Genomic DNA, 26,584 nt, shown 5'->3' on the forward strand with positions numbered 1-26,584 from the left:
TTATTATATCTGGGATTTTGTTTGAATATTATTTAAGGTTCTTAAAATCTGTAATGGATTTTCATTTTGCAATTCTGCAGGCAACAATTCATCTGGCCAATTCTGATAGCTAAATGGTCGTACCCAGCGATAGACTGCATGAATTCCAACCGCAGTAAATCTCGAATCAGAAGAGGCCGGATAAGGACCTCCGTGAATCATTGAAGGACAAACCTCAACTCCTGTAGGAACTCCGTTAAAAATCAATCTTCCTACTTTGTTCTGCATCGCTGCAATGAGTTCTTCCTGATCTTTTAATTCTTCAGATTCTCCAATAATTGTTCCTGTTAATTGTCCGTCTAACTGATTGACGATTTTTAACAGCTGTTGCTCATCGTCGCATTGTACCAGTACCGAAACAGGTCCGAAAACCTCATGGCTTAAGGTTTTATTTTCTAAGAACGTTTTTCCGTCTACCGTAAGCACTTTTTGTACCCCGTAATTTGGTGCTGCTTCACCTTTGTATTCTGCAATTTTGGTAACTCCATTTTGAGCTATCAGCGCTGCCGATCCTTCTTCAAAACCTTCTTTCATTGAAGGATGCAACATACAAAATGGTTCTATTTTTTCAATGGCCTGAGTTAATTCTTCCGAAAATTTATTTAATTCGGCTCCCTTAATTCCAAACAACAATCCCGGATTGGTACAAAACTGACCTGCTCCAAGCGTAATGGATCCCGCATAGGCAGTAGCCCATTTTTGACTGTTTACCGCTACTGCTTTTGGCAAAAGTACTACCGGGTTCACACTTCCCATTTCGGCAAAAACCGGAATAGGTTCTGGTCGCTGTGCTGCAAGATCAAACAAAGCTCTTCCGGCACGAATACTTCCTGTAAAACCAACCGCTTTCACCAATGGATGTTTCACCAATGCAGTTCCAAGTGTTGTTCCTCCACCAATAAGATTGGAGAAAACTCCTTCGGGCATATTTGTTTTTTGCGCTGCTTTGATAATCGCTGAGGCAACCATTTCACCGGTTCCTATATGCATGGAGTGACTTTTTACAATCACAGGACAACCTGCTGCTAAAGCCGAAGCCGTATCGCCGCCAGCTGTTGAAAATGCAAACGGAAAATTACTGGATCCAAAAACCACAACTGGGCCTAAGGGTACCAAAATTTTACGCAAATCTTCTTTTGGCGCAGGAACTCTGTCCGTTATTGCCGTATCAATTGCAGCCTGAACCCAGCTCCCTTCAATGAGCATTTGGGCAAACGCGCGTAGCTGACCAACCATTCTTCCGCGTTCTCCCTCTGCTCTGCCCATTGGAAAGCCGGATTCACTGCAATACTGAACTAACAAATCATTTCCTAAAGCTACGATTTCATCTGCAATAGCATTTAAAAAACCTGCTCTTTCAAGACCTGAACTTTTTTTATAGGTACCAAACGCCTGATGCGCCAAAGCAACTGTTTCTTCAATTTCTTCAGGAGTTGCTTCTGTAAAAACCCAGGGATTTTCGACATTAAGCTGCGGATTAAACGTTTTGAATGTCTTATCACCAGCGGCCTTAAGTGTACTTCCCACGTAATTTTTTCCTGTAATCATATTTCTTTTTTGTTGTTTGAATAAATACTTTACAATTCTTAAAAGAAGAAATTTGTAAAACCAATTGTTTTCAGCGTACGTTTACAAGTTTTTATAATCAGGCAAAGTAGGTCTTGATTCTAAAGATCTGGCAATAATTCCCAAAACTTCTTCTCTATCCGCTCCCTGAAGCGGTAATCTCGGTGCACGAACATATTCTGTTCCAATACCTGTTGCTACTTCTGCAAGCTTAATATTTTGCACTAAAAATGAATTGATATCTAACTCTAATAAAGGAAGAAACCATCTGTATATTTTTAAGGCTTCGTCAATTCGGCCTGCTTTAGCCAATTTGTATATCGCAACAGTTTCTTTTGGGAAAGCACATACCAAGCCTGAAACCCATCCGTCAGACCCCATTAGTAAACTTTCTAAAGCCAGCGTATCTACACCTGATAAAATCTTTAATCGATCGCCAAAACGGTTAATCATTCTGGTTACATTCGAAATATCTCTTGTTGATTCTTTTACTGCCTGAATGTTATCAAATTTTAACAATTCTTCAAACATATCCAATGTAACTTCAATTTTATAATCTACCGGATTGTTATATATCATTATTGGAAGTGAAGTATTTTTTGCCACTTCAGAAAAATACGTTACCGTTTCAAAATCAGAAGCTTTGTAACGCATTGGAGGCAGCATCATCAATCCTTTTGCTCCATCTTTTTCTGCTTTATTGGCTGCTAAAATTGCAGCACGTGTAGTTTGTTCTGCAATATTCATAATTACCGGCACCTGGTTGTTTACCATGCTAACGGTACCTTTTACCAATTCACTTCTCTCTTCTTCTAAAAGAGTGCTGGCTTCTCCTAATGTTCCGCCAAGAATTATTCCTTCAACACCTGCTTCTAATTGTGCTTGTAAATTAACTTCAAACATTCTGAAGTCTAGTTTATCATCTGCAGTAAATTTTGTTGTTACTGCCGGCATTACGCCTTTCCATTGAATACTCATAATATCGATTTTAATTAAAACCAAAATTATTTATATTGAACAAAGCAGGAGGATTAAAAATTACCTCAAAACAATACTATATTACCCTATATAAGACGATTACACAAAAAACCAACTAATATATTGCTATTTTTTTGACAAAATAAAATATATTTGAAGTAACTAACCTTGACCAACCATGAAAGTTTTTCCATTTAAAATCCCCAAATCTGGAGAGGATCCTCTTATATATCAAGAGGATAGAGAGATCGTTTTTTACGACAAACTCCATCAACACGAAGAAATTCAAATTAGTTTTATCGAAAAAGGGCAGGGCGCCATTTTTGCCGGCGACACCATTTCGCACTATCGCGAGGGAGACATTTTAATGATTGGCAGCAATTTACCACACGTTTTCAGAAGTGAAGTATACGAAAACGAATCTTCCATCATGCGCACCTTGTTTTTTACGACAAACTCTTTCGGAAAAGAATTCTTCACGCTTACCACTTTCAAAAACATCCATCCTTTTTTGGAAAGTAGTAAAAACGGGTTCATCATTCACAATGCGCCCAAAAAGATTACCAAGTCGTTTAAAAAGCTAAAAAAAGCCGATAATTACGAACGATTTATACTGTTCTTAGAGATCATCAAATGGCTTTCCAACAGCGACAGAGAGCAGCTCTCGAATCACCTGTACGACAAAAAGATTACGGATAATGAAGGCAAACGAATGCAGACTGTATTCGAACACGTCATGACCAATTATCAGAAAAACATTAACCTGGATGAAATTGCTTCGATTGCCAATATGACTAAAAATGCCTTCTGCCGGTATTTTAAAGTCCGGACCAACAAGTCGTTTTTTCAGTTTTTAATCGAAGTGAGAATTGAACATGCCTCGAAGCTGTTGGCCAACAACAGTGAGCTTTCGGTTCTCGAAATTGCCGAATTATGCGGCTTTAATAACATTTCCAATTTCAACCGAAAGTTTAAGGAACTAAAGCAGACTTCTCCGTTGCAATATCGGAAACTGAATCTGTAGGCCGTTTACTTTGGCTTAACCGCAAGGGACGCAAGGATTTTTTTCTTGTTAGATTCTATATAAACACAAAGTTCGCAAAGCTATAGATAAAGCTTTGCGAACTTTGCGTAAACCTTAGCGCGCCTTGCGGTTAAAAAAACTATTCAATTGATAACCTAGTCATAATAGGATAATGATCTGAGTTTTCGAAGTCAGGAAAACTTTCAAATTGTTTCACTTTCATTTTACTGTCTGTAAAAATATAGTCAATTCGTGCCGGGTAATAACGGAACTTATAGGTTGCTCCAAACCCTTCTCCTGCTTCTTCAAAAGCATCTTTCAGCTTTCCTTTGATATTTCGGTACACATACGAAAACGGACTATTGTTCATGTCTCCACAAATAATAATCGGGTTCTTGCACTGTTTGATATTTTCTTTAAAAATCTCAGCCTGCTCCTGCTGCTGTCTGAATCCTTTACTGATTCGGGTATAAATTAACTGTGATTTCTCCTGATTGACATGATCAATATTATTAGAAATATCACTCACATCCGGCGAAATTTTTATGGATTGCAGGTGCATGTTGTACACACGAATAACATCTTTTCCTCTTTTGATATCCGCATAAATGACGTTATTGTCTGAGTTTGGGAAAACAATGTTTCCTTCAAATATGATAGGGAATTTTGAAAAAATGGCCTGACCCGTTTTAATTTTATTTCCGTCAATAAAAATATAGCGGTGCGGGTAGACTTTCAGATCCAGATGGGCTGAGTTGGAATATTCCTGAATGCAGAGAATGTCGGGATCTTTTTCGTCAATAAAAGCTTTAATATTGGAAGGAATATCATCGCGATCGAGCCATTTAAATACGTTAAAAAGGCGTACATTATAACTCATCACCGAGAAGTCTTTTTCATCGCGGACGTATTCTTTTGCCGAGAATTTATAAAATTTACTGATAAAAGTAATTCCGGTTAGCAGTACCAAACCAGACAAGATAAGTCGTTTTTTAAACTGAATTCCCCAGTAAACGAAGAACAATCCGTTCAGAACGAAAAAAGCCGGCATAAAGAGCGTTAGAACCGACAGTAGCGGAAAACTCTTTGGTGCCAGAAAGGGTAAAATATAAATACTAAACGTCAGTACAGTTAGCACTATATTCAAAAAGAACATTATTTTATTAAACCATGAAAGGTTTTTCATATTGTGGCCCTAAAACGATTATTTTCCAGCTTTAAATAAAAACTCTTTTTCTTCTTTGGTCAGACAATCATAACCAGACTGGCTGATTTTGTCTAAAATTTCATCAATCTGTTGTTGCGTTTTGTCTTTCGTAACAATTCTTGACGTCACTTTTTCAGTAGGTTTTTTGTAATTTTTATGTACTTTGGTGAAAGGGGTCGATGGGGATTTTCTAAAAAGATTGGCAAAGAAATCTAAGGTTCTCGAAACAATTTTACTCAGATCGGTACCGTTTTGCAACAGCTTCATAAAAAGAAATCCGAAGAATGCTCCTGCCAGGTGCGAGATATGTCCGCCGGTATTGTCTAAACGAAACTGCATTAAATCTAAAACCAAAATGACAGCGGTAATGTGCCAAAGCTTAACATTTCCGATAAGCAGCAAACGTACATTCATGAGAGGCTGATAGGTTGTAACTCCCACCAAAATAGCCATGATGGCTGCCGATGCTCCTACAATAGGTGCCGAAATATTTAAGAAATAAAAACTCAATGCAAAAACAATTCCGGAGAAAATAGCTCCTAAAATATACAGTCCGAGATATTGCTTCTGCGTAAAGAAAGTCAGGAATAAATTACTTGCAAAATTTAAAACCATCATATTAAACAACAGATGCAGAAAACCATAATGAAAGAAAGCATACGTTAGAAACGTCCAGGGTTTGAACATAAAAACCGCAGGGTCTGACGACAGTGCCAACCAGTTTGGAAATGCAAACTGAGCATTAGAAAAATTATAAAAAAACACTAACGAAATCAGGAAACAGCCAATGTTCCAATAAATAACACGCAGGGCTATTCCGCCTAATCTGTATTGTAGTTTTAAATCGTCCAGAATATTCATAAAAGCTTTCTTTAGTTTTTATTTGCAATATTAAAGTTAAAAATTAATTCCAACGGTTGTTATTAAACTGATTCTTTTTCCAGTACCACATCATAAAATACCCAATCACTGCTCCACCAATATGGGCAAAATGAGCAATTCCTGTGCCTCCTCCTCCAAAGATAGAATCTCCTTTAAAACCTAAAAATAAATCAATTGCCAAAATTCCAGGCACAAAATATTTTGCTTTAATCGGAATCGGTATAAACATTAAAGCCAGCTCTGCATTTGGAAACATAAAAGCAAAAGCAACTAAAAGTCCGTAAATAGCACCGGAAGCTCCTACCATTGGCACCTGAGTAATTACAGAGGCTTCAAATAATCCTTTAAATCCGGCTTCATCAAGATTGGTCTTTCCAACCTTCTCTAATATTGGTTTAATTTGTTCTAAAAACAAATCTGCCCTAAAGTTGACTCCATCACTAAAATTTACATTTAAGATCTGATGTAATGTTGCATCCGACAAACCTAAACTTCTTACTGGTTCTAAAGCCGACTGAAATTGTAAATAGTTTACTCCTATTTGTAATAAAGCAGCACCTAATCCACAAGAAATATAAAAGAAGATAAATTTCTTACCACCCCAAAAATGTTCCAGGGCCGAACCAAAAGAAACCATAGCAAACATATTGAAAGCAATATGCAAAATACCTCCATGCATAAACATGTGAGTGATAGGTTGCCAAAGCTTAAAAAAGTCACTTTCCGGAAAAAAAAGAGCAAAAAACTGTTCGGAAACCGGCACTAGCTGGGCACCTATAAAAAATATGATATTAATTATAAGCAGTTGTTTTACTACAGGAGTCATATTATTCATCATAAGGCAAACTTTTTATCAATATCTTCCACACGCATGGTGATGAAAGTAGGTTTTTGAAAAGGTGATATGTTTGGATCTTTACAGGCAAATAATCCGTTTACCAGATTATCCTGTTCTTTTTCGGTTAAATACGATCCGGTTTTAACCGCTAAACTTTTTGCCATTGATTTCGCAATGGTATCATTCTGACTGTAACTGTTGGCCGGAATTCCGTCCTGCAAATCACTTAGTAATTGTTCGATAACAAGCGAAACTTCACTTTCGGTAATATTTACCGGAATACCCGAAATCACGATATGATCGGTCTGTGCATTTTCAAAAACAAAACCAGTTGTTTCCAAAGAAGGTTTCAGTTCTTCGATCAGTTTCATTTCGGCCGCGGAATAAAATAAATCCAACGGGAACAATAATTGCTGACTCGAAGCCTGATTTACGGTCATATTCAATAAAAACTGCTCGTACAAAATACGCTGATGTGCTCTTTGCTGATCGACAATCACCATTCCGGATTTGATTGGCGAAACAATATATTTTTTATGAATCTGATACGTTCCCTGACTCGCCTGTTCAATCTCGTTGTCGTTAAACAGCGACGAGGTTACTTCTTCATTTTCGAATGTAAATGGAGAACTTTCGATACTCTCCGTTTCTAAGCCTACATACAAACTTTCCCAGCTTGCTGTAGGTTCTACTCTTTTCGAATAACCCGAATACGAACCGCCTCCTGAACTATAGCCCGAACCAGACCCGGAACTCGATCCTGATCCTGATCCTGATCCACCACTAAAACCAGAGCCTGACGCTGATTTCGAATAATGCTGATTGGTCTTGTCGTCTGTAAACGGATTAAAAGTACCATCTACCTGAATCGTTGGTGTTTCGGCTTCTAAATCTTTATAATGGTAAGGGGTATCTAAATTGGCATCGCGGTCAAAATCTAAAACCGGCGCCACATTAAACTGCCCTAAACTGTGTTTTATCGAGGCTCTTAAAATAGCATATAAGGCCTGCTCATCATCAAACTTAATTTCTGTTTTAGTTGGATGAATGTTGATATCGATGGTATTTGGCGGAACTTGCAGGTATAAAAAATAACTGGGCTGCGAACCGTCTTTCAAAAGTCCGTCATAAGCCGCCATGACAGCATGATGCAGATAACCGCTTTTAATGAAACGATCGTTGACAAAGAAGAATTGTTCTCCTCTGTTTTTCTTCGCAAACTCAGGTTTACATACAAATCCCTGAACGTTGATTATTTCTGTATCTTCACTAACCGGAACTAATTTTTCATTGGTTTTACCGGACATGATTCCGACAATACGCTGACGATAACCTGCCGCAGGCAAATTATACATTTCGCTTCCGTTGTGATAAAAACTAAAATGAATATTGGGGTGTGCCAAAGCCACACGCTGAAACTCATCCATCACATGACGAAATTCAACGGTATCCGACTTTAAGAAATTACGGCGGGCCGGAATATTAAAAAATAAATTTTTAACCGCAAACGATGTTCCTTTTGGAAGAACGGCCACTTCCTGCGACACAAATTTACTTCCTTCGATTACAATATGCGTTCCCAGCTCATCCTGTTCCTGCTTGGTTTTCATTTCCATGTGCGCAATCGCAGCGATAGAAGCCAGTGCTTCTCCACGGAAACCTTTGGTTCCGAGTGAAAACAAATCTTCGGCCTGACGAATTTTTGAAGTAGCATGACGTGCAAAACACAAACGTGCATCGGTCACCGTCATTCCAACTCCGTTATCAATAACCTGAACTAACGATTTTCCGGCATCTTTAATAATCAATTTAATGTCAGTTGCTTTCGCATCAACAGCATTTTCTAACAGCTCTTTTACAACCGAAGCAGGTCTTTGAACCACCTCTCCGGCAGCAATTTGATTCGCAACGTGATCAGGAAGTAATTGAATGATACTCGACATTAAAAAATTTGGGTTAAAGGTTGTCCGTTGATTTTATTGAAATTAATCCGTAAAATCTCGGGGTAATATAATTAATTGTGTCCTGGTTTTTTAAACCAAGGTGTACAAATTTAATGAATTTCTGTTGGGTTTTAGAATAACAGCTATCATAAAAAAAACAAAAAACCTATACTATTTTTACACAGTATAGGTTTTAGTATCTTTAAAACAATTGTGTTTTATTCTTTCTCAATTTTAATCGGTGTTTCTTCTATCTGAATTGCTCCTGAAGACAACAAAGGCTGATGGAACGGATGTGACAAAGAAGCCTGTTGGCGAATGTATGCCATTTTGATTGCTGCAATGGCAGCCTCAGTCCCTTTGTTTCCGTGAATTCCTCCACTTCTGTCAATTGACTGTTGCATGTTATTGTCTGTTAAAACACAGAAAATAACCGGAATATCAGTCTGAACATTCAGGTCTTTTATTCCTTGTGTTACTCCTTCGCAAACAAAATCAAAGTGTTTTGTTTCGCCCTGGATCACACATCCAATTACAATTACTGCATCTACATTTTGCGTTTGCAGCATTTTTTTTGCACCATAAATCAGCTCGAAACTCCCTGGAACATTCCAACGAATAATTTGCTGAGCCGGAACATCACAATCTGTTAAGGCATCAAAAGCGCCGTTGTAAAGTCCTTCTGTAACCGTTTCATTCCATTCAGAAACAACAATCCCAAATCGAAAATCTTTCGCATTTGGGATTGTGTTTTTATCGTATTCCGATAGATTTTTATTTTGAGTAGCCATCTGTATATTTTAGATATTAAATTTCAGATTGCTAAAATACAAATCTAAAATCTAAAATCTGAAATCTGCAATTAAAATTATTGTGCTAATCCAATCAATACATCAACAGCTGCAGCTTCCGGAGTTGCATCGTAGTTGTCTTTGATATCTGTTAAATATTTCAAAGCATCTTCTTTTTGACCTAAAGCCAAAGCTGTTTTACCTGCTTTTAACAAGAAACGAGGTGTAGTGAAATCATTTTTATTCGATTCAGCTGCTTTTACATAATAGTCTAAAGCTTCTTTTTGTTGGTTCTTTTGAGAATAAGCATCTCCAATAGCACCAATTGCCAAAGCACCTACAATAGCTTCTTTTGATTTAAACTCTCCTAAATACTTAATTGCATCATCATATTTACCAATATTCAAAGAAGCAATACCTGCATAATAGTTCGCTAAATTTCCGGCATCAGTTCCTGAGTACTCGTCAGCAATTTTAACGAATCCGAATTTACCTTCAGAACCATTTAAAGCCAGTTTGTATAAAGAATCGCTTGCTACACCGTTAGTTGCTTTTTCAAAGTTTTGCTGAGCAACAAACATTTCGCTTGCAGCCTCATCCTGCTTAGGAGCTTCAACAAATTTTTGGTAAGCCAAATAGCCAATAGTAGCAATTGCAATACCAGCAACTAAACCAATAATGATTTTTTGATTTTTAGCTACCCAATCCTCAGTTTTTGAAGCAGTTTCATCTAATTTAGAGAAAACTCCAGCCGTTGTGCTGTCTTTTTCATCAATAATTACCTGTGTTTCCTCATTTACTTCTTTAACTTCTTTCTCTTTTGGTGCTTTATATCCTCTTTTATTGTAAGTTGCCATTTAAAATTAATTTAGTGAACGGCAAAAATAAAATTTTTATTGAAACCGACGTAAAAAAAATCAATTTTATCACTATTTTACAAAAAATAATTTCATTCACAGCAAGTCCTTCCTCTTCAACCGGAAAATAATTCACTCGCAAACGCATCAAAAGCCTTTTATATCGATAATTTTCGATAATTTGCACCCTCAAATTTTTGATGATTTTAAACATCACTTTTCTAAGCCAAAACTATTTTTTTGCCACTGATTTTAACGATTTACACCGATTAAAGGGTATCAGTAGAGAAATCCTTTTAAGCAATTTAAGCTGTGGCAGAAGAAAAAGCGCAAAGAGTTGCTTAGAAAGCATCAAATTTTATCTTAGAGTGCCTAAAAAATGTATTTAAACAAAATTTCTTTATTCAATTACAAAAATTTCTCCGAAATCAGTTTTGATTTTGACCGCAAGATCAATTGTTTTGTCGGCAAAAACGGAATTGGCAAAACCAATGTGCTCGATGCTATTTATCATCTTGCTTACGGGAAAAGCTATTTCAATCCGCTGGCCGTTCAGAACATCAAACACGGAGAGGAGTTTTTTGTGATTGATGCCGAACTAGAGAAAAACGACAGAACCGAACAAATTGTCTGCAGTTTAAAAAAAGGACAGAAAAAAGTTTTAAAAAGAAACGGCAAAGCCTACGATAAATTTTCGGATCATATTGGCTTCATTCCACTTGTCATTATTTCTCCGGCCGATCGCGATTTAATCGTAGAAGGAAGTGAAACCCGCCGTAAATTTATGGACAGCGTGATTTCGCAATTAGACGCTACCTACCTGCATCAGTTGATTCAATATCAAAAAGTAATTGTACAGCGCAATGCCTTACTAAAGTATTTCGCGCTGAATCATACCTTCGACAACGATACTTTGTCTATCTATAACGAACAACTGAATGGTTTTGGGCAATCGATTTTTGAAAAACGAAAAGATTTCCTGGAGCAGTTCATACCTATATTTAATGTACACCATCAGGCCATAACCGGATCGGAAGAAACGGTACAATTGGTTTACGAAAGTCATTTGTTCGAAAAAGACCTTTTAAGCCTGTTACGTGAGAACATCAATAAAGACAGGGCACTGCAATACACCAGTGTAGGCATCCACAAGGACGACTTGTCGTTTGAAATTGATTCACATCCCATAAAAAAATTCGGATCACAAGGGCAGCAAAAATCTTTTCTGATTGCGCTGAAACTGGCTCAATTTGAATTTTTAAAAAAACAAAGCGGTGTCAAACCTCTGTTGTTATTTGACGACATTTTTGATAAATTAGACGAAACCCGTGTTGCCAAAATCATCGAAATGGTAAACAGTGACACTTTTGGGCAGCTTTTTATCTCCGACACACATTCGGAACGCACCGAAACCATTGTAAAATCAACGCACCAGAGTTACAAAATATTTAAATTAGATAATTTGACAATGAGAGAATGAGATAATTTGGCAATGAGAAAATTAGATAATGACTTTAAATTATCTCATTAGCTAATTATCTAATTGCCACATTAAAAATGATTATTTTAGCAATTATATTTTAAAACTACGTCTTATGAAATTCCCCAAAATTCTATTCCTTATCATTTCAGTTGTATTACTTTCCTGCAACGAAAGAAAATCAGGTATTATGGAGGAGATAACTCCGAAAGATTTTGCAGAAAAAATTAAAACAACCGAAAACCCTCAAATACTGGACGTCCGAACTCCCGAAGAATTTGAATCGGATCATATTGATCGTGCTGTAAATGTAAATTGGAACGATGATAATTTTACAGACAAAGTTGCAACTTACGACAAATCGAAACCTGTTTTTGTTTATTGTTTAAGCGGCGGAAGAAGTAAAAAAGCAGCCGCAAAACTAAATGAGATGGGCTTTACCAGCATTTATGAGTTAGAAGGCGGTATCATGAAATGGAATGCGGATGGTTTTTCTAAACCTTCAGCAGCACAGCCTGGAATGACGATGAGTGATTTTGACCAACTGTTAAAGACCGACAAAAAAGTACTGGTTGACTTTTATGCCGAATGGTGTGGTCCCTGCAAACAAATGGAACCGTATCTTTTGAAAATGCAAAAAGAAATGGCCGACAAGGTAATTATTGTTCGCATTGACGTAGACAAAAACAAAAATTTGACCGCTCAAATGAAAATTGAACAGCTTCCTACCATGGTTTTATACGAAAACAAAGCCGTAAAATGGAAAAATATTGGTTTTATCAAAGAAGAAGACTTAAAAAAACAACTGCAATAACACTATCGATATGCTAACAAAAGAATCATTGCAATTTTTAGAAGACTTAAGAAAAAACAACAATCGGGATTGGTTTTTGGACAACAAAAAGCGATACGAGATTTTCAAGAAAAACTACCATCAACTGGTTAGTGATTTACTGGATGTGATGAAACCTATGGATCCTTCGCTGGAACTACTGGAGGTTAAAAACTGCACGTTCAGAATCAATCGCGACATTCGATTTTCCAAAGACAAATCACCCTATAAATCCCATTTAGGAATCTGGATGTCGACCGGAATCAAAGGACTGAATCGTGCCGGATATTATGTACATATCGAACAAGGAGCCAGCTTTATTGCCGGAGGTTATTATTCGCCTGAAGCCGAAGATCTAAAGAAAGTTCGCAAAGAAATTGCTTTTTTCCATGATGATCTTGAAGCCATTCTTAACGACAAAAACTTTAAAAAAGAATTTGGCAGCCTGGATGTAAACGAAAACAACTCGCTTAAAAATCCGCCGAGAGGCTACGAAAAAGACCATCCTGCGATTGAGTTTTTAAAATTGAAAAGTTTTACGGCTACTCAAAAATACGATATCAACGAGGTGACTCAAAAAGATTTCGTTTCGAAAATGAGTAAAAAACTCATCGCTTTAAAACCTTTAAACGAATTCATCAACCGTGCTTTAGACACGGAGGAATTTTAGAGAAAACACACCGCCACGAATTCACAAATTGTTTAAATTAATTCGTGAATTCGTGGCGAAAAAAAACTTCAAAAAAGATATACTGCGCCCCAAAAACAAGAGGTAAAGTTTGACAACAGATTTCACAGATGGATATACAGTAAAAAATCCTTTAAAAATCTTTTAATCTGTGGCAAAAAAATTAAGTTTGCCGAATGAAAAAAAGGAAAATACTTTTTCTTGGAGAATCTTATCGTGCTGACGCCATTACGTGGATGAACGGTTTGAAAGAATTTGGCGGTTTTGAAATTTGCACCTGGGAACTTCAAACCCCCAACAATTCAAAGCTCAACCGATTCAAACGTATTTTAGAATATCTTTTTTCTCCTCTTTCCATTCGAAAAAAAATCCGACAGGAAAAACCGGATATGATCATTGCCGAACGAACCACCAGCTACGGTTTTCTGGCAGCAATTTCGGGAATGCATCCCATTGCAATTGCACAACAAGGCCGAACCGATTTGTGGCCCGAAGGTTCGATCCTGCTTCCTTTTAAAAAAATCATTCAGAAACACGCTTTCAAAAAAGCCAATTTAATACACGCCTGGGGTCCGGTGATGACTGTTTCGATGAAAGCGATTGGCGTAGACATGAGCAAAGTTTTAGTACTTCCAAAAGGAATTGATTTATCCCTTTTCTCCCCTTCTATCAATAACTCCACTAAAATCGAAGCTATTGTTACGCGTTCTTTACAGCCGGAATACCGCCATGATTCTATTTTAAAAGCTTTCGGAATTTTACACCAAAAAGCAATCGACTTTTCATTGACCATTGTTGGCGACGGAACCCGACTGCAATCTTTAAAAGAGCTGGCAGCAGCACTTCAAATTGAAAACAAAGTAATTTTCACCGGAAGAATTCCGAATACCGAACTTCCACGATTATTACAGCAATCCAATCTCTACATCAGCATGCCCATTACCGAAGGCGTATCGGCATCTTTATTTGAAGCAATGGCTTGCAACTGCTACCCTGTAGTTTCAGATATTCCAGGAAATCAAAGCTGGATCAGGCATCGCGAGAACGGGCAACTGATTGAAATTGACAATATCGAAATGCTTGCCGAAGAATTAATCTGGTCTTTTGAAAATTCGCAATCTCGAAATAATGCCATTCTGGAAAACCGAAAATTTGTGGAAGAACACGCAAATTACAACCTCAATATGAAGATTATTTCAGATAAATATCATGAGTTGCTGGATTTAAATCTTAAATAAAGAATGGAAAAAGTATTACAGATTGTTCCTTTATTTTTTAGCTTAGGATATCTATTCTTTTATATGTTAACAGGTGAAAATTCTAATCCAAAAACTTTCAGGTACAATCAACTTTTTGAAGCTGACAAATTAATAAAACATTTAATATTTGCTCTTATATTTTCTATAATCGGACTCGTGAGATATAATTCATCTCAATTAGATGCCTTTTATTTTCTTCCAATATTATTCATTTTAGCTATTAAAATCTCTAATCCTTTATTCCGGCTTTTATATAATCGCAACATAATTATTGCCCTTCGCTGGGACAAACCTCCAAAAGGAAAGAATGGAATTAAAATCTTAGATCGAATAATAGGAGTCGCAATTGCGGCATTTTCCTGTACAGGTCCGATTCTTTTAAAACTCTTAATAAAGGTTATTTAATAAAATCCATAAGCTGAATGATTTAAAAACAACCTAATCTGCACAAAAAACGTAACTTTCTTCTCTCGACGACGACATACATTTCAGTGAATTGTTTAATTTAATCTAATCGAGAAATGAGTAACAGAAGAATCTGGCTAAAACAAATAGGTTTAGGCACAATAGGATTAGGCTTTGGCCAGTTTAAAACATTTGCCAATGGCACCAATGAGTATATTTTACCAGACTTAGTAGACCACACTCCCATCTTACTCCGCTCTAACGAAAACCCATACGGCCCGTCTCCGAAAGCGCGATTAGCAATGGCAAAAAGTGTCAACATCAGCAATCGATACGGCTGGAATCTTTCACCGGAACTCATTACCCTGCTGGCAAAAAAGAATACGGTTTCCGACAACAATATCCTTTTAGGTGCAGGCTCCACTGAGATTTTAGATTTAATTCTTCAATATGCTGCCCTAAAAAAAGGCAACTTTATATTGGCCGAAACCACATTTGATTACTGGACAGCGCCTGCCGAAAAACTAGGGATAAAAAAAATCACTATTCCGCTAACCAAAGACAAAAAGCATGATTTACCAGCCATGTTAAATGCCATTGATGCCGATACCAAAATGGTGTATATCTGCAACCCAAACAATCCGACAGGAACACTGTGCCAAAGAGAAGAACTGATTGCTTTTATAAGAGAAGCCACCCAAAAAACAATCGTTTTTGTCGATGAAGCTTATATCGATTTTACAGACGAACCATCGTTAAGTGATTTGGTCGCTACCAATAAAAACCTGATTATTACCAAAACTTTCTCCAAAATGTACGGACTGGCAGGTGCCCGCATTGGTTACGCTGTTGCACATTCTACGATCATTGATGAGCTTAGCATTTTAAAATCATCTCCCAATTTATCAGTAAGTGTGGTTTCGATAGCTGCCGCAATTGCTTCTTTAAATGATGCCGATTTTATTCGTCAGGTACGTACCTCCAATCAGGAAGCCAAAAAATATACCATAGCACAACTTACACAACTCAATTTAACCTGCATTCCCTCTTATTCCAATTTTATTTATTTCTCTTTAGAAAATTACAAAAAAGACTATTTTAAACAATTGCAGGACCACAATATAGTGGGAACCAGAATTTACGAAGAAAATGGCAAATGGACGAGAATTACAATAGGCACAATGAAAGAAATGCAGCGGTTTATTGAAGCTCTAAAATAAGACGCCAAAAAAACATTTACAACGAAGCTTTGTTTCTTTTATTGGTCGTTATTTTTTAGAAACCCAATGCAAATAAATTATAATCCTTACTTTTGGAGTCAGAATTAATTCTTCAAAAAAAGCCTTTTATTTATGGAAATCCAATCCAATTTTTCTTTAAAAAACTACAATACTTTTGGCATTGAAGCCAAAGCAAGACAATTTGTTGCCGTACACACGGTAGCCGAATTGAAAACCATTTTAGAAGAAAATAAAAACGAGCAAAAATTCATTTTAGGCGGAGGAAGCAATATGCTTTTAACGCAGGATATCGACGCTCTTGTCATTCATATTGATTTAAAAGGCAAAAAAATCATCAAAGAAGACGATGATTTTGTCTGGGTAGAAAGTCAGGCCGGTGAAACCTGGCACGACTTCGTACTTTGGACGATCGATAATAATTTTGGCGGTTTGGAAAATATGTCACTCATTCCCGGAAATGTAGGTACTACGCCGGTTCAGAATATTGGTGCTTACGGAACAGAGATCAAAGATACTTTTGTTTCGTGCGAAGCGATGAATATTGCCTCTCAGGAAATAAAAACGTTCACCAATGCCGAATGTAAGTTTGGATACAGAGAAAGTGTCTTCAAAAACGAAGTAAAAGACCAATATATCATTACAGCGGTAATTTACAAACTGACGAAACGCAATCATAAAATCAATATTTCTTACGGGGATATTATGGCAGAACTAGCCAAAAACAACATTACGGTTCCTTCCTTAAAAGAGGTGAGCAATGCTGTGATTGCGATCAGACAAAGCAAATTACCAGATCCGAAAGAATTAGGAAATAGCGGAAGTTTTTTTAAGAACCCGATTTTACTAAAAACTGATTTCGAAAAAATCCATCAGAAATTCCCTGAAATGAAATTTTATGAAGTTTCGGAAACCGAAGTAAAAGTTCCGGCTGGCTGGCTAATCGAACAAGCTGGTTTTAAAGGAAAACGTTTTGGCGACGCCGGAGTTCATAAAAACCAAGCCTTGGTTTTAGTAAATTACGGAAATGCAACCGGGCAGGAAATTTTGGCCGTTTCCAAAGAGGTACAGAAAACTGTTTTTGATACTTTCGGAATTCAGATTGAAGCGGAAGTAAATGTAATCTAGAAGTTAGATTGTTGGATAGCTATCCTTAAGCCTTAGCACCTCAGTTCCTTAGTACCTCTGAACCTAAAAAAGAAAAAATGTACACACCAGACTTATACAAAAACGAAGACCCGGAATCGATCCGAACTTTTTTGAAAGAAAACAGTTTTGGCATCCTGATCAATCAGACGCACGGAAAATTATGTGCGACACATATTCCGATTGAGCTGGAAGTGAATTCAGACGGAAAAGAGATTTTACAGGGTCATCTTTCCAAACTCAATCCGCAAGCCGAAGGTTTTGCCGAAAACGATCAGGTTCTGGCTGTATTTACAGGTCCGCACAGCTACATTTCATCGTCCTGGTACGATCACGAAAATGTTCCAACCTGGAATTATATCGCTGTACATGTTTACGGCCGAATTAAAATTGTCGACGAAGCTACCTCAATCGAGCAACTTAAAAAATTAGTCGACAAATACGAAGTCAATTCCAAAAATCCCGTTCGTGTGGAAGATTTATCAGCGCGAACCATGCGTGAAGCCAGAGGTATTTTTGGCTTCGAAATTGAAATCGACGAAATTCAGGCTACCAAAAAACTCTCTCAGAACAGGGACGATCACAATTATAAAAACATAATTTCGGAGTTAGAAAAAACCGAAAACCCTCAGGCTATTGCTGTTGCGAAAGAAATGGCAAAATGCCGAAAGTAAATTCATTTTAACCATTGAAAATTACGATTTCATGAGTACATTTGCACTCGCAAGATTCAGAAATTAAAAGACATTAAAATCAGATGCTTATAACTTTATTTTACTTCTTTATTGCTATTGTTTTCATTCAGATTTTCTACTATTTAGGAATTTTTGGAAAGTTTGCTTTCGGCAAACCACAAGAAATAACACCGAAAAAAATTCCGGTATCCGTTATTGTCTGTGCAAAAAATGAAGAAGAAAATGTTAAGAAATTCATCCCCCTGCTTGCAGAACAAAACTATCCTGATTTTGAAATTGTTTTAATCGACGATGCCTCAAGCGATGAAACTCTTGAAGTATTTGAAGAATTCGAAAAGCAGTACAACAATATTCGTCTGGTTAAAGTACAAAACAATGAAGCTTTCTGGGGAAATAAGAAATACGCCCTGACTTTAGGAATCAAAGCCTCCAAAAAAGAGTACCTGTTATTTACCGATGCCGATTGTTACCCCACTTCAACAGAATGGATCACAGCAATGACTTCACAATTCACGATGAACCGAACGATTGTTTTGGGTTATGGCGGTTATGAAAAAATTGAGCGCTCTTTATTAAACAAAATCATTCGTTTTGAAACCGTTTTAACAGCGGTTCAATATTTTTCATGGGCTAAACTAGGACTTCCTTATATGGGTGTAGGACGAAACTTAGCGTATAAAAAGGAAGAATTTTTTAATGTAAATGGGTTCATCGAGCACATTCAGATTCGTTCAGGCGATGATGATTTATTTATCAATCAGGCAGCAAACAAAAACAATACAACCATTGCGTACACGCCTGAAAGCTTTACCTACTCTAAACCGAAAGAAACTTACAAAGAGTGGTTCACCCAAAAAAGAAGACATATTTCTACTGCAGAACATTACAAATCTTTTGACAAGATGCAATTGGGACTATTTTTTGTCTCACAATTGTTTTTCTTTTTGGCAGCAATCTTATTATTAGCATTTCAGTTTCAATGGATCGCTGTGCTCGCTATTTTAGCGACACGTTACACTGTAGCATGGACCGTTATAGGATTTTCTGCGGGTAAACTAAAAGAAAATGACTTAAAAGTTTGGTTTCCTGTTGTCGAAATCATACTTATATTCACACAAATTAATATCTTTATAACTAATATCTTTTCAAAACCGGTATATTGGAAATAAATTCTAAAATAGAAAAAGCTAAAAAAGGCGATCAGATCGCCTTTACTTTTTTATTAGATTATTTCTGGAACGAAGTGTACGGCTTTATGCTAAAGCGTACCGAGAATGAAACTATTGCTGAAGATATTACGATCGAAACCTTCTCTAAAGCTTTTGACAAAATAGCCAGTTACAATCCCGAATTTCAATTCAACACCTGGTTAATTGCTATTGCAAAAAACGTTTATATTGATTTGTTACGTAAAAAGAAAACCAGTCTTTTTATAGAAATCACAGACAACGAAGACCAACAGGCCTACAACATTGCCGACCCTACTCCCTCTGCCGAAGATGCTTTAATTAAAGAACAAAATCTTTCGCGCTTACTTCAATGCATCAAAGAATTAAAACCTCACTACCAGGAGGTCATTCAATTGCGTTACTTTCAGGAAATGACTTATCAGGAAATAGCCCTGAAAATCAACGAGCCTTTAAGCAACGTGAAAGTAAAATTACTTCGCGCTAAAAAATTACTAGCAGAAATCATCGAACGCAACAGATAATTTATTATCTTTAGGTAAAGAATAAAATATCCATGTGTTTTTTCTTAAAAAACCTAATTATTCACATACTAAAACAACAACCTTTTCGTTGTTAGCTAAAACCAAAACCGTACTGCCTATGATTTAATGTTACTTAACCTTAAAATCCATAAATCATGACTAAATCAAACATCTACGAAACCAATTGGACCGATCTTGTTTTCGAAAACAAGAACAAAGAGTACGGCGCGTATCAATTACGCCACGAGAGTTCAAAAAACTCAGTTACAGCGCTATTTATGGGATTGCTATTATTGGCAGGTCTGGGAAGTGCGTCGGTGTTGATTAATAAGTTTGGGGCACATGAGCCTGTAGAAACAGAACCAACCGTTCTTACTGATCCCTTAACACCTGTAGATCTAACTCCGATTCAGGTAAGAACTGAACCACCAGCTCCGGTTGTACCTCAACAAAGCGCAGCTACACCACCTGTTACCAGTACACAATTGGTAAATCCGGTTGTGACAGCTACGGCTCAGGCCACACCTGATGTTATTGCACCAAACACAGGCAATCATCCTGTAGTTGACAATACGAATGCCGGAACAGGACCCGTTACTGCAAATCCTATCCCGGGAAATAATGGCGGCGGAGAAGTTGCGCCTTCAACAGGCACTACCAACACCCCGGTTAATCCCGTAAATTTAGACAAGCTACCAGAATTTCCGGGAGGAATGGCTAAGTTTTATTCATACGTAGGAAACAATTTCAACAAACCGGAATTGGATGCGGAAAGAACATTAAGAGTATATGTATCGTTTGTAATTGAAAAAGACGGTTCCATTACCGACATTATGGTAAAAAACGATCCAGGATACGGAATTGGTAAAGAAGCCATCAGAGTATTGAAATCATTAAAAACAAAATGGAGCCCTGGTATTTTAAACGGAAATCCCGTTAGAACTGCCTATAACCTCCCAATCACAATAAAAACGGAAGCAGAATAATAAAAACGAAAAAGCAGAACTTAGGTTCTGCTTTTTTTATGTCTTTTTTGAAACCGCTAAAAAAAACCTTTTTACACTACAGCATAAATCACACAAAGCAGCAAAAGAAACTAAAGCTTTGCGGCTTCGTAACTTTGCAGAAACCCTTTCCATCTTTTTATTTTTACTTACTTTTACCACTCCTAAAAAGGAAAATCAAATCTATTAAAATTAAAAACTAAAAAATGGGAATATTTTCAGCTATTCTTGGCAACGCCGGCTCTGTGAGTCAGGACGATTTACTTAAAAAATACGGGCAACTTTTAACCGATAACGAAGAAATCGAAATGGGTTTTAAACTCATCCGTGATACTTTTATCTTCACCAACAAAAGATTAATTCTGGTTGACGTACAGGGAATAACAGGTAGTAAAACAGAATACAAATCAATTGCCTACAGAAGCATTACCCGTTTTAGCGTAGAAACAGCAGGAACGTTTGATCTGGATGCCGAACTAAAAATTTGGGTGGCAAGCGAATTACAACCAAGTATTGTAAAACAATTTAACAAATCTGTAAATGTGTACGATGTTCAAAAAGTACTTGCATTTCACGTTTTAGGTTAAACCTTATACAACAAACCCGACAGGTTTTAAAATCTGTCGGGTTTAGTATTAAAAATTCGATCTAAAATTATTTTTTCTTTTTAGCAGGTGCTTTCTTAGCCGGAGTTCCTTTTTTTGCCGGAGCAGTATTTACAATTTTTTGCTGTACATACGCTTTATACAAACCATCTTTCTCTGCTCTTTTCTTAGCATCTTCAGCTCTTTGTTTGGAATCCGGGTGCGAACTCATCATCTGATCAATAAATGAAGCTTCATTTCCTTCGCTCATCTTAGCCAGAATTCTAAAAGCAGATTCTTCGGCATTTACATTATAACCATTCTTTTTCAGGAAATCATAAGAAAACAAATCGGCTTCTGCCTCTTGTTTACGGCTGAATTTACTATCGATAATCGCACTTCCGATTTTACCCAACTGGCTGTCGGTAACACTTGCAATAGTTGCCGATTGTGAAGCAGCTCCTTCCAGCAAAGCTTCTTTTCTATAGGCCGCTTTAATCGCATCCTGAGAGTCATGATTGGCTACGTGTCCAATTTCGTGACCAATTACGGCAAGCAATTCATTGTCATCCATGATATCCATTAATCCCGAATACACACGCACACTTCCGTCAGCAGTAGCAAAAGCATTGACTTCTTTTAATTTATAAACTTTATAGTTTAACGTATATCCGTCCCCTTTTGTATATTTTCCAAAAACCCTGTTTAGTCTTACAGTGTAAGGATCGGTCGCAGCTGCAACTTCGTGTTCAGCATCCATTTTATCAACAGCAGCTTTTGATAAAGCAGCAGCATCAGCATTACTAAAAGTAAAACCGCTAACTCCTTTTTGAACAGCACTCATCGCTTTTTCACCAAAATTAATCTGCGCGTTTACTTTCGTAAAACCAAAAGCGGCAAACAAAACTCCCAATACTATAAATTTCTTTTTCATGTTTTATATGATTACAATTTAACAACAAATGTAGTACAAACCCAATTCCGTTTTGATTCGGTTACCACTAATTTTTTAACAAATAAAGATATAAATTTTAAATGAGTAAAAATGAGCAGTCAGTCAAAATCATTGCTCTTATTCCATTTCACAAACAAAAAACAGGTATTTCAATAAGCATCAATGCTTTAAAAACAATAATTTAACACCCTCGCAAGATTATCACCAAAAGTGCGTTTTAAAAACTCTGTGCACATCAATACCAAATTAAATCTTAAACGAATCTCCAAATAAACTACATTGCTTATCTTTGTACTTTGAATTTTGATATATGGAAACAATCATTGAAAATATACCAACGGGAAAACCTAAATGGTTAAAGGTTAAACTTCCTATTGGACAAAAATATACTGAACTACGTGGTTTGGTTGATAAATATAGCCTAAACACTATTTGTACCTCCGGAAGCTGCCCAAATATGGGAGAATGCTGGGGAGAAGGTACAGCCACTTTTATGATTCTGGGAAATGTATGTACCCGTTCCTGCGGATTTTGCGGTGTAAAAACCGGACGCCCTGAAACGGTTGATTGGGACGAGCCTGAAAAAGTAGCCCGTTCGATCAAAATTATGAACATTAAACATGCCGTAATTACCAGTGTCGACAGAGATGATTTAAAAGATGGCGGATCTATTATTTGGATTGAAACGGTTAAAGCAATCCGAAGAATGAATCCGAATACTACTCTTGAAACTTTAATTCCGGATTTTCAGGGAATCGAAAGAAACATCGACCGAATTGTTGAGGCCAATCCTGAAGTCGTTTCACACAATGTTGAAACAGTTCGCCGTTTGACCCGTGAAGTACGTATTCAGGCCAAATACGATCGTAGTCTCGAAGTTTTACGCTACCTGAAAGAAAAGGGAATCAACAGAACCAAATCTGGAATTATGCTGGGTCTTGGAGAAACTGAAGAAGAAGTTTTTCAGACGATGACTGATTTACGAAATGCAAATGTTGACGTTGTTACTATTGGCCAGTACCTACAGCCAAGTAAAAAACATTTGCCTGTAAAAGAATTTATAACGCCTGATCAGTTTGCTAAATATGAAAAGTTTGGCCTTGAATTAGGTTTCCGTCATGTAGAAAGCGGCCCGCTGGTTCGTTCTTCTTACAAAGCACAAAAACACATTTTATAAAAAAGTCTAACCGTTTATTTGTTCAATCGTTTAATCGTAGCTACGGTTAAACCAATCGACGATTAAACGATGTAACAAACAATCGAAAGCTTGAAAACAAGAATTGCTATAAACGGTTTTGGAAGAATCGGCCGAAATTTATTTCGCTTACTTCTAAACCATCCTGAAATTGAAGTAGTTGCCATCAACGACATCGCCGATAACAAAACCATGTCGCATTTAATAAAATACGACAGTATTCACGGAGTCTTACCCTTTAAAGTCAGTCATGACGAAGAAGGGATTATTGTTGACGGAAAACATTTTTTCTTTTTTCACGAAAAAAGCATTTCTAATCTGGACTGGAAACGTCACGACATCGATCTTGTAATTGAATCAACAGGAAAGTACAAAACACACGAGGAATTAAACGCCCATATTGAAGCTGGTGCCAAAAAAGTAATTCTTTCGGCGCCATCAGAAGTTGACACCATCAAAACGGTAGTTTTAGGCGTTAACGAAACGATTCTGGACGGAAGCGAAAACATTGTTTCAAACGCGAGCTGTACAACAAACAATGCGGCTCCGATGATCAAAATCATCGATGAATTGTGTGGAATTGAACAAGCCTATATCACAACCATACACTCTTACACCACAGATCAGAGTCTTCACGACCAGCCACATAAGGATTTGCGTCGTGCGAGAGGTGCAAGTCAGTCGATTGTTCCAACAACAACAGGTGCAGCTAAGGCATTAACAAAAATTTTCCCTAACTTGCATCATAAAATCGGAGGATGTGGAATTCGCGTACCCGTTCCTGATGGTTCTTTAACCGATATCACATTTAATGTAAAACGCGCTGTTACGATTGAAGAAATAAATAAAGCATTTGAAGAAGCCTCAAAAACAAATTTAAAAGGAATATTAGATTACACTGAAGATCCAATTGTTTCAGTTGATGTAATTGGCAATACGCATTCGTGTTTGTTTGATGCTCAATTAACTTCGGTTATTGACAAAATGGTAAAAGTTGTGGGCTGGTACGATAACGAAATTGGCTACTCATCAAGATTGATCGATTTGATTTTACTAATAAGAAAAACTTAAAGATTCATTGTAAAAGCATAGCCATACATGAAACACTATCTTTTTATTGTTGTTTGTCTATTAAATTCGTTTTTGTACTCTCAGGCTAAAAAGAGTACAGACAGTGTCTTCTATTACAACAAATTAACAGACGCCAGTCTCAGCAATAAAAACTACGATAAGGCTATTTTTTACACCAAAAAGTCCATTGACTTTTGCGAAACAAACGATAAAGCCGAAAACCTCGCCAATCAGACTTTTAAGCTTGGAAAGATTTATTACAGCCAAAAAAATTACCAAGAAGCTCTGAAAAACTTTCATCGTAGTGTTTTTCTATTTCAAAATATAAAACCAACCTGTACCAAGGCTCTGGCTTTACATTATATTGGTCTGACAAATACGGTAAAAGGCAATTACCAGGCGGGGGAAATCTATTATAAAAAAACCGAAGAGCTTTTAAACCAATTAAAAATTACAGATCCGGCCGAAGTGTTGAGTTATCAAAAAGCGATAGCCTTAAAAAACAACAAAAATCTACCCTTAGCTGCCCAAACTTTTCGTAAAATAACACAGGAAACAGACCTTCCGGCAAACCTAAAAGCCAAAATCGACTCCTATTATCAACTTGGTTTAATTGAAACACAACTCAAACGAAATGATTCGGCTATTGTTTATTTCAACAATGCTTTAAGCTATAATGCCAAAACCAATAACCTGGCTCAAAAATCAAAAATCGTCTTAGCGATTAGTCAGTACTACAGACAAAATAAAAATTTTGACCTTGCCTACTCCTATCTGGAAGAACATTATCAATTAGAGAATTACATCTTAAAATTAAAAAACAACAAAACGGATCGGAATGAATTTGAAAAATTCAAAAAGAACGAATCCTTAAAAGACAGTATTAAAAAGGAAAGCGAAGAAAAAATCCAGTTAAAAACCTATCGTTATTCTAAACTGGTGAGTATTTTGGCGATTGCCCTTATTTCGATTTTGTCCCTTTTGAGTCTGGCTTTGTACAAAAACAACATTATTCGAAATCAGAACAACTTACTCCTGAGAGAAAAAAACAAAGAACTCATATTGGCCAAAAACAAAGCAGAAAAAGCCTCAAAAGCCAGATCTGAATTTTTATCAACGGTAAGTCACGAATTGCGGACACCATTAAATGCTATTAATGGAATTACCCATTTGTTACTCGAAGACAATCCTAAAAAAACACAATTAAAATATTTAGAATCTTTAAAATTCTCAGGGAACTATCTGACCACTTTTATCAATGAAATCCTCGAAATTAATAAAATCGATTCCACAAAAGTTGAAATAGAAAACATCAGTTTCAATCTTAAAGAGTTACTCTTCAACATTCAGAGTTCTTTAAAGGAGCTAGCTACGGCCAACAAAAACTACTTTAACCTTGAAATAGACGAAAGCATCCCCGATAATTTAATTGGAGACCCGACAAAACTGTCTCAGATCATTCTGAACTTAATCAACAATGCTTTAAAATTCACTCAAAACGGACATGTGAGTGTCATTGCAAAGTTATTCGAACTGGAAGGCGACAATGCAATTGTTTACTTTGAGATTGTTGACACCGGAATTGGTATCCCTGAAGACAAGCTTCAAACTGTTTTTGAAAGCTTTTCGCAAGGATCCATAGAAGTAAACAGAAAATATGGCGGAACCGGCCTTGGACTTACCATTGTCAAAAAACTAATTGAACTTTTGGGGGGAGAAATCAAACTAAAAAGTGAAGTAGGCAAAGGTTCGACTTTTACATTCAAATTAAATTTTAAGATTAACAAAGAGCAATTGAAAACTATTGAAGAAATAAAACCCTATAACGATACGCAATTAGAAAACAAGGCGATTCTGTTGATTGAAGACAACAAAATCAATCAGATGATTACCCGAAAAATGTTGGAGAACAAAAACATTTCCTGCGAAATTATCGACAATGGTGAAGATGCTGTTGAGCTTTTAAAAGTAAAACGATTTGATATGATTCTAATGGATGTTCACTTACCGGGAATCAACGGAACTACAGCGACAAAATTAATCAGAGAGTTTGACAAAACAACTCCGATTATAGCCCTTACCGCTATTTCGCTTGACGAAAACAGAGACATGCTGCTATCTTACGGCATGAACGATGTGATTACAAAACCATTTGTTCCGGACGAATTTTACAGCATTATAGCCAAGTTTTTCTAA

Annotated in this window: 25 protein-coding genes; 16 read left to right on the forward strand and 9 right to left on the reverse strand. The window is 36.7% G+C overall.

Annotated features, from left to right (window positions below; genetic code table 11):
- Nucleotides 1-3: 3 nt before the first annotated feature.
- Nucleotides 4-1,587, reverse strand: coding sequence for an aldehyde dehydrogenase (NADP(+)) (locus tag OLM61_RS04090; protein ID WP_264525211.1), 1,584 nt, complete (start codon nt 1,585-1,587; stop codon nt 4-6).
- A gap of 81 nt (nt 1,588-1,668) precedes the next feature.
- The gene (locus tag OLM61_RS04095; RefSeq protein ID WP_264525212.1) at nt 1,669-2,583 is read right to left on the reverse strand and encodes a dihydrodipicolinate synthase family protein; all 915 of its coding nucleotides are present in this window, start codon (nt 2,581-2,583) and stop codon (nt 1,669-1,671) included.
- 178 nt (nt 2,584-2,761) lie between these two features.
- Between OLM61_RS04095 and OLM61_RS04100 the strand changes: the two genes are divergently transcribed.
- Nucleotides 2,762-3,607 carry an AraC family transcriptional regulator gene (locus OLM61_RS04100; RefSeq protein WP_264525213.1) on the forward strand — a complete coding sequence of 282 codons (846 nt, stop codon included), beginning with the start codon at nt 2,762-2,764 and terminating at the stop codon, nt 3,605-3,607.
- A gap of 139 nt (nt 3,608-3,746) precedes the next feature.
- On the opposite strand, the gene OLM61_RS04105 is transcribed toward OLM61_RS04100, so the two are convergent.
- The 6 genes from OLM61_RS04105 to OLM61_RS04130 form a co-directional block, all read right to left on the reverse strand.
- Nucleotides 3,747-4,763, reverse strand: coding sequence for an endonuclease/exonuclease/phosphatase family protein (locus OLM61_RS04105; RefSeq protein WP_264526358.1), 1,017 nt, complete (start codon nt 4,761-4,763; stop codon nt 3,747-3,749).
- 48 nt (nt 4,764-4,811) lie between these two features.
- Entirely contained in the window at nt 4,812-5,675 is an 864-nt protein-coding gene (locus OLM61_RS04110) for a rhomboid family intramembrane serine protease (RefSeq protein ID WP_264525214.1), read from the reverse strand.
- A 43-nt stretch (nt 5,676-5,718) separates the two neighbouring features.
- Complete coding sequence (locus tag OLM61_RS04115; protein ID WP_264526359.1) at nt 5,719-6,531, reverse strand: rhomboid family intramembrane serine protease; 813 nt, start codon at nt 6,529-6,531, stop codon at nt 5,719-5,721.
- Complete coding sequence (gene mutL / locus OLM61_RS04120; RefSeq protein WP_264525215.1) at nt 6,531-8,477, reverse strand: DNA mismatch repair endonuclease MutL; 1,947 nt, start codon at nt 8,475-8,477, stop codon at nt 6,531-6,533. Before mutL ends, OLM61_RS04115 begins: the two co-directional genes overlap by 1 nt.
- A gap of 218 nt (nt 8,478-8,695) precedes the next feature.
- On the reverse strand, nt 8,696-9,268 hold the full coding sequence (ribH, locus tag OLM61_RS04125; protein WP_264525216.1) for a 6,7-dimethyl-8-ribityllumazine synthase: 573 nt from the start codon (nt 9,266-9,268) through the stop codon (nt 8,696-8,698).
- A 77-nt stretch (nt 9,269-9,345) separates the two neighbouring features.
- Nucleotides 9,346-10,125: a tetratricopeptide repeat protein gene (locus OLM61_RS04130; protein WP_264525217.1), complete on the reverse strand. Its 780-nt coding sequence runs from the start codon at nt 10,123-10,125 to the stop codon at nt 9,346-9,348.
- A gap of 379 nt (nt 10,126-10,504) precedes the next feature.
- Between OLM61_RS04130 and recF the strand changes: the two genes are divergently transcribed.
- From recF to OLM61_RS04190, 12 genes are all read left to right on the forward strand, one after another.
- Nucleotides 10,505-11,605: a DNA replication/repair protein RecF gene (recF, locus tag OLM61_RS04135; protein WP_264525218.1), complete on the forward strand. Its 1,101-nt coding sequence runs from the start codon at nt 10,505-10,507 to the stop codon at nt 11,603-11,605.
- Nucleotides 11,606-11,720: 115 nt separating this feature from the next.
- Nucleotides 11,721-12,419 (forward strand): thioredoxin domain-containing protein, encoded by a 699-nt coding sequence (locus OLM61_RS04140; RefSeq protein ID WP_264525219.1) that lies wholly within the window; start codon nt 11,721-11,723, stop codon nt 12,417-12,419.
- 10 nt (nt 12,420-12,429) lie between these two features.
- Complete coding sequence (locus tag OLM61_RS04145; RefSeq protein WP_264525220.1) at nt 12,430-13,107, forward strand: DUF2461 domain-containing protein; 678 nt, start codon at nt 12,430-12,432, stop codon at nt 13,105-13,107.
- A gap of 194 nt (nt 13,108-13,301) precedes the next feature.
- Nucleotides 13,302-14,363, forward strand: a complete 1,062-nt coding sequence (locus tag OLM61_RS04150) for a glycosyltransferase (RefSeq protein ID WP_264525221.1) — start codon at nt 13,302-13,304, stop codon at nt 14,361-14,363.
- Nucleotides 14,364-14,366: 3 nt separating this feature from the next.
- Complete coding sequence (locus OLM61_RS04155; RefSeq protein WP_264525222.1) at nt 14,367-14,789, forward strand: hypothetical protein; 423 nt, start codon at nt 14,367-14,369, stop codon at nt 14,787-14,789.
- Between the two features lie 116 nt (nt 14,790-14,905).
- Nucleotides 14,906-16,009: a histidinol-phosphate transaminase gene (gene hisC, locus OLM61_RS04160; protein WP_264525223.1), complete on the forward strand. Its 1,104-nt coding sequence runs from the start codon at nt 14,906-14,908 to the stop codon at nt 16,007-16,009.
- 132 nt (nt 16,010-16,141) lie between these two features.
- On the forward strand, nt 16,142-17,155 hold the full coding sequence (murB, locus tag OLM61_RS04165) for a UDP-N-acetylmuramate dehydrogenase (protein ID WP_264525224.1): 1,014 nt from the start codon (nt 16,142-16,144) through the stop codon (nt 17,153-17,155).
- Nucleotides 17,156-17,232: 77 nt separating this feature from the next.
- A complete protein-coding gene (locus OLM61_RS04170; RefSeq protein ID WP_264525225.1) occupies nt 17,233-17,847 on the forward strand; it encodes an FMN-binding negative transcriptional regulator in 615 nt (204 codons plus the stop codon).
- An 83-nt stretch (nt 17,848-17,930) separates the two neighbouring features.
- Nucleotides 17,931-19,037 (forward strand): glycosyltransferase, encoded by a 1,107-nt coding sequence (locus OLM61_RS04175; RefSeq protein WP_264525226.1) that lies wholly within the window; start codon nt 17,931-17,933, stop codon nt 19,035-19,037.
- Nucleotides 19,028-19,579: an RNA polymerase sigma factor gene (locus tag OLM61_RS04180; protein WP_173964399.1), complete on the forward strand. Its 552-nt coding sequence runs from the start codon at nt 19,028-19,030 to the stop codon at nt 19,577-19,579. Before OLM61_RS04175 ends, OLM61_RS04180 begins: the two co-directional genes overlap by 10 nt.
- Before the next feature lie 155 nt (nt 19,580-19,734).
- Entirely contained in the window at nt 19,735-20,565 is an 831-nt protein-coding gene (locus OLM61_RS04185) for an energy transducer TonB (protein WP_264525227.1), read from the forward strand.
- 224 nt (nt 20,566-20,789) lie between these two features.
- Nucleotides 20,790-21,170: a PH domain-containing protein gene (locus OLM61_RS04190; RefSeq protein ID WP_264525228.1), complete on the forward strand. Its 381-nt coding sequence runs from the start codon at nt 20,790-20,792 to the stop codon at nt 21,168-21,170.
- A gap of 67 nt (nt 21,171-21,237) precedes the next feature.
- On the opposite strand, the gene OLM61_RS04195 is transcribed toward OLM61_RS04190, so the two are convergent.
- Nucleotides 21,238-22,101 carry a M48 family metalloprotease gene (locus OLM61_RS04195; protein WP_264525229.1) on the reverse strand — a complete coding sequence of 288 codons (864 nt, stop codon included), beginning with the start codon at nt 22,099-22,101 and terminating at the stop codon, nt 21,238-21,240.
- Between the two features lie 331 nt (nt 22,102-22,432).
- Between OLM61_RS04195 and lipA the strand changes: the two genes are divergently transcribed.
- The 3 genes from lipA (at nt 22,433) to OLM61_RS04210 (ending at nt 26,584) form a co-directional block, all read left to right on the forward strand.
- Nucleotides 22,433-23,299, forward strand: a complete 867-nt coding sequence (gene lipA, locus OLM61_RS04200; protein WP_264525230.1) for a lipoyl synthase — start codon at nt 22,433-22,435, stop codon at nt 23,297-23,299.
- 90 nt (nt 23,300-23,389) lie between these two features.
- The gene (gene gap, locus OLM61_RS04205; RefSeq protein WP_264525231.1) at nt 23,390-24,388 is read left to right on the forward strand and encodes a type I glyceraldehyde-3-phosphate dehydrogenase; all 999 of its coding nucleotides are present in this window, start codon (nt 23,390-23,392) and stop codon (nt 24,386-24,388) included.
- A gap of 27 nt (nt 24,389-24,415) precedes the next feature.
- Nucleotides 24,416-26,584, forward strand: coding sequence for an ATP-binding protein (locus tag OLM61_RS04210; RefSeq protein ID WP_264525232.1), 2,169 nt, complete (start codon nt 24,416-24,418; stop codon nt 26,582-26,584).

Source organism: Flavobacterium sp. N502536 (assembly GCF_025947345.1).
Lineage (GTDB): Bacteria > Bacteroidota > Bacteroidia > Flavobacteriales > Flavobacteriaceae > Flavobacterium.